The sequence below is a fragment of the uncultured Campylobacter sp. genome (genome assembly GCF_938045225.1).
In the GTDB taxonomy this organism is placed as follows: Bacteria; Campylobacterota; Campylobacteria; order Campylobacterales; family Campylobacteraceae; genus Campylobacter_A.
In genome coordinates this window covers 1-4,408 of the sequence record NZ_CALINL010000245.1, presented here as the reverse complement: position 1 = coordinate 4,408, position 4,408 = coordinate 1, and the positions used below count along the sequence as shown (strand labels likewise).

Here is a 4,408-nt window from a genome sequence, read left to right as displayed (position 1 = left end):
CCGATCATCAAGATATTTTTTGGCATGATGTCATCTTGCAAGCTCTTTTCAAGCTTCATGCGGCGGTAGCGGTTGCGAAGTGCGATCGCTATGATCTTTTTGGCGTCCTTTTGACCGATCACATAGTCATCTAAAAATTTAACAATTTCTCTTGGTGTTAAGTTCATTTTCTCTCTTATTCTAAAACATAAGTTTTGATGTTTGTATTTGTATAGATGCAAATTTCGCCTGCGATCTTGAGGCTCTCTATGACTAGCTCCTCTTCGTCGATATCAGCAAATTTATCTAAGGCACGAGCTGCTGAAAGTGCGTAGTTTCCGCCGCTTCCGATAGCTGCTATCTTGCCATCTTCTGGCTCAACAACATCTCCAGTGCCACTAAGTAAGAAAATTTTATCCCTATCAAGCACAAGCATCATCGCTTCAAGCTTTCTTAGATACTTGTCTTTGCGCCCCTCTTTGCTAAATTCTATCACCGCCTTTAGCAAGTCCCCCTTTGTATGCTCTAAATTTTTCTCAAACATATCAAAGAGGTTAAACGCGTCAGCGGTGCTACCAGCAAAGCCAGCTAGGACTTTGCCGTTATGAATTTTGCGAATTTTTACGGCATTACCTTTTAAGACAGTGTTGCCAAAGCTCACCTGTCCGTCGCCACCGATGACCGCTTTATTTTTGCCTTTGTAGGCTAAGATGGTTGTCGCATGAAACATCTACTCTCCTTGCACATCAACCTTTAAGGTCGCATTTATCGAGTGTCCAAGCTTTATAGAGACATCATAAAGACCAACTGCTTTTAGGTGAGTGTCCAGGCCGACTGCTTTTAGATGTGTATCCATGTCGATCGCTCTTTTCTCGACTACTAAATGGTGAGTTTTTTCAAGCTCTGCTGCGATCTCCTCTTTTGAAACTGAGCCAAAAAGAGAGCCATTTGCGCCAAGAGTTTTCTTGACGACGACTGTCACTTTTGCAAGCTCTTCTTTAAGCTTTTCTAAATTTGCGATCTCATATTTTAGCTCTTCAGCCTTTCTTTTTTGAGCTGCTTCATATTGGCGAAGCACGTCTGGAGTGGCTGCTTTTGCAAAGCCTTTGCCGATTAAGAAGTTGTTGCCGTAGCCATCTTTTACCTCTTTTATCTCGCCAGCTTTGCCAAGTGCCTTTACATCTTTTATTAGTAGTACTTTCATTTTTATCCTTTTTAGTTAAATTTGCGCCCGTTTTTGCGCCCGATGATAAATCTTAGCGCGTTTAGCTTGATAAATCCGTTCGCGTCTTTTTGATCAAACACGCTATCTTCTTCAAACGTGCAAAACGCCTCGCTAAAGAGATTGTCCGTCTTGCTGTCGCGTCCTAGCACGATGACGTTGCCCTTGTAGAGCTCGACTTTGACCGTGCCGTTTACGTTTTCTTGGCTCTTGTCGATGAGCGCTTGCAGCATGATACGCTCAGGCGACCACCAGTAGCCGTTATAGATGAGCTCTGCGTAGCGAGGCATTAGCTCGTCTTTTAGGTGTGCCGCGCCGCGGTCTAGCGTGATACTCTCGATCGCGCGGTGAGCTTTTAGCATTATCGTACCGCCAGGAGTTTCGTAGCAGCCGCGGCTTTTCATACCGACCGAGCGGTTTTCTACTAGGTCGAGTCTGCCGATACCGTGCTTTGCGCCTAGGCGGTTTAGCTCGGCTAGTAGCGTCGCTGGACTCATTTTTTTACCGTTTATGCTAACGGGATCGCCTTTTTCGTAGCCGATTTCTATTATCTCGCTTTCGTTCGGAGCGTCTTTTGGGCTTACCGTCCAGCGCCACATATCGGCCTCCGGCGCGTGAGCAGGGTTTTCAAGCACTAAGCCCTCGTAGCTGATATGGAGTAAATTTGCGTCCATAGAGTAGGGGCTTTTGCCAGGTTTCTTTTCTATTTTGATACCGTTTTTTTCGGCGTATTTTAGTAGCTTTTCGCGACTGTTTAGATCCCACTCGCGCCAAGGAGCGATGATGGTTAGATTGTCTCCCAGCGCGTAGTAGCCTAGCTCAAAGCGCACTTGGTCGTTGCCTTTACCGGTAGCTCCGTGACTCACGCCGTCGGCGCCTACTTTGGCGGCGATTTGGGCTTGTTTTTTAGCTATCAGCGGGCGAGCTATCGAGGTGCCTAGTAGGTATTCGCCCTCATAAACGGCGTTTGCTCTAAACATCGGAAATACAAAATCCCGCGCAAATTCCTCTTTTAAATCCTCTATAAATATATTTTCGGGTTTTATACCGAGCTCCAGCGCTTTTTGGCGTGCGGGTTCTAGCTCCTCGCCCTGACCGATATCGGCGGTAAAGGTCACCACTTCGCATTTATACTCGTCTTGCAGCCATTTTAAAATAATGCTCGTATCAAGTCCGCCAGAATAGGCGAGAACGACTTTTTTCACATCTTTTTTCATTCTCTATCCTTTATATTGAGATGACGCGTATTTTAGCCAAATTTGATTAATTTGTTATAAATATTTCCGCTAAAATCGCGTGCGCTAAATGTCAAATTTACATTAAATTTAATATGCGATGACGAGGAATTAAAAATTTAAGCCAAATTTGGCTAAAATCGCCGCCATGAGAGTAGATAAGTTTTTAAATACCGTAAATATAACAAAAAGGCGTGCGGTCAGCGAAGACATGTGTAAAAGCGGCGTCGTGAGCGTAAACGGCGTCGTCGCCAAACCGTCCAAAGAGGTCAAGATCGGCGACGTGATAACGATCAAATTTCTAGTCAAAGAGGCGCGCTACGAAGTGCTAGCGATCCCGGAGACCAAAAGTATTCCAAAATCAGCCCAAGCGCTATACGTAAAAGAGCTATGATAGAGTTAAATTTGGGACTAGGCGAGCTTAGCGAGGTGGTAAAAATTTTACCCCAAAGCGGCGTCGTTATACTGCAGGGAAATTTGGCTAGCGGCAAAACGACGTTAGTGAAAGCTATCGTAAAGGCTCGCGGTATCGATGCAGAGGTTACGTCGCCCACGTTTTCGGTTATGCAAAGCTACGGAGATAAAATTTATCACTACGATATCTATCAAAACGGACTTGACGCGATTTTACAAAACGGACTTTTTGAAAATTTGCTAGAGGAGGGGCTTCACCTGGTAGAGTGGGGCGACGAGCGACTGGAAAAGGCGCTAGCAAATTTGGGCGAAAAATGCGTCAAGGTAGTCATCTCGCCTAGCCAAAAAGGGCGAAAATACGAGGTTTACGGTGCATAAATTAGAAGTTAAAGATTTACAAAAAACGATCAAAAAAACAAACATCATAAAAGGTATCTCGCTAGAGGTCAAAAGCGGCGAGGTAGTAGGGCTGCTAGGCCCAAACGGCGCAGGTAAAACGACGACGTTTTATATGATCTGCGGGCTCATATCGCCAACTAGCGGCAGCGTCTTTTTAGACGGCGCAGACGTGACGAAGGTGCCGCTGCATAAGCGCGCGCATATGGGTATCGGCTATCTGCCGCAAGAATCAAGCATATTTAAAGACCTCTCCGTCGAGGAAAATTTACTACTCGGAGCCGAGATACTATATAAAGACGAGGCCGTCCGCGAGAAAAAAGTAAATGAAATGCTAAATTTACTAAACATCGAGCCCATACGCCTGCGAAAAGGCGTGAGCCTAAGCGGCGGCGAGCGCAGACGTTGCGAGATCGCTAGAAGCCTCATTATCACGCCTAAATTTTTGCTCCTGGATGAGCCTTTTGCCGGCGTCGATCCGATCGCCGTTAGCGATATACAAAGCATAGTTCGCGACCTAAAAAAGCTTGGTATCGGCGTGCTCATCACCGACCACAACGTCCGCGAAACTCTAGCCATCTGCGACCGCGCCTACGTGATCAAGGACGGTAGCCTGCTAGCTAGCGGCAGCGCGAACGAAGTCGCGAACAACAAACTCGTGCGCACCCACTATTTGGGCGAAGAGTTTAAATTTGTAGAATAATGCTAAAGCAAACTCAAGCTCCCAAAAATAAGCTCTCGCACACGTTGCGATCGTGGCTGCCGATACTAAGCAGCAGCGTAGAGGAGCTAAAGGAGACGCTTGAGCCGTTTTTAGCGGATAATCCATTCGCTAGCGTGCAGCAGCGAAATTTAAGCGAGCTACCAAGCGCCGCGCCATCCAAAAAAGATAAAAACTTCTTCAAAGAAATATCAAAAAACAGCGTAACCGACAATATCGAAAGCTTTAGCATGGCTAAAACGGGGCTTTACGACAAGCTAATCGAGCAGATAGATAAGCCTCTGTTTCCGACCGAAAAATCCCAAAAAATCGCGATGAAAATCATCGAGTGCATAAATGAGGAGGGCTACTACGAGCCTGAAGTCTTTGACGAATTTAGCGAGGCGGAGATCGAGTCGGTGCGAAAGCGGTTTGCATACCTCGAGCCCGCGGGCATCGGCG

The 4,408-nt window shown here is 46.2% G+C and carries 6 protein-coding genes and 2 pseudogenes; 4 read left to right on the top strand and 4 right to left on the bottom strand.

Annotated elements, in window-relative coordinates:
- The 4 genes and pseudogenes from Q0200_RS08740 to Q0200_RS08725 form a co-directional block, all read right to left on the bottom strand.
- Positions 1–167: pseudogene (locus Q0200_RS08740) on the bottom strand (HslU--HslV peptidase ATPase subunit); the annotation flags it as partial.
- Positions 168–175: 8 nt separating this feature from the next.
- Complete coding sequence (gene hslV / locus Q0200_RS08735; RefSeq protein WP_297940420.1) at positions 176–709, bottom strand: ATP-dependent protease subunit HslV; 534 nt, start codon at positions 707–709, stop codon at positions 176–178.
- Complete coding sequence (rplI, locus tag Q0200_RS08730) at positions 710–1,183, bottom strand: 50S ribosomal protein L9 (RefSeq protein ID WP_297940417.1); 474 nt, start codon at positions 1,181–1,183, stop codon at positions 710–712.
- An 11-nt stretch (positions 1,184–1,194) separates the two neighbouring features.
- The gene (locus Q0200_RS08725) at positions 1,195–2,418 is read right to left on the bottom strand and encodes an argininosuccinate synthase (protein ID WP_297940415.1); all 1,224 of its coding nucleotides are present in this window, start codon (positions 2,416–2,418) and stop codon (positions 1,195–1,197) included.
- A gap of 166 nt (positions 2,419–2,584) precedes the next feature.
- Between Q0200_RS08725 and Q0200_RS08720 the strand changes: the two genes are divergently transcribed.
- The 4 genes and pseudogenes from Q0200_RS08720 to Q0200_RS08705 all read left to right on the top strand — a co-directional run.
- Positions 2,585–2,830 carry a S4 domain-containing protein gene (locus Q0200_RS08720; protein ID WP_297940412.1) on the top strand — a complete coding sequence of 82 codons (246 nt, stop codon included), beginning with the start codon at positions 2,585–2,587 and terminating at the stop codon, positions 2,828–2,830.
- Complete coding sequence (gene tsaE / locus Q0200_RS08715) at positions 2,827–3,228, top strand: tRNA (adenosine(37)-N6)-threonylcarbamoyltransferase complex ATPase subunit type 1 TsaE (protein ID WP_297940410.1); 402 nt, start codon at positions 2,827–2,829, stop codon at positions 3,226–3,228. Before Q0200_RS08720 ends, tsaE begins: the two co-directional genes overlap by 4 nt.
- Positions 3,221–3,949, top strand: a complete 729-nt coding sequence (gene lptB / locus Q0200_RS08710; RefSeq protein WP_002945224.1) for an LPS export ABC transporter ATP-binding protein — start codon at positions 3,221–3,223, stop codon at positions 3,947–3,949. Before tsaE ends, lptB begins: the two co-directional genes overlap by 8 nt.
- Positions 3,949–4,408 (top strand): annotated as a pseudogene (locus Q0200_RS08705) (RNA polymerase factor sigma-54); the annotation flags it as partial. The gene lptB and the pseudogene Q0200_RS08705, both read left to right, overlap by 1 nt.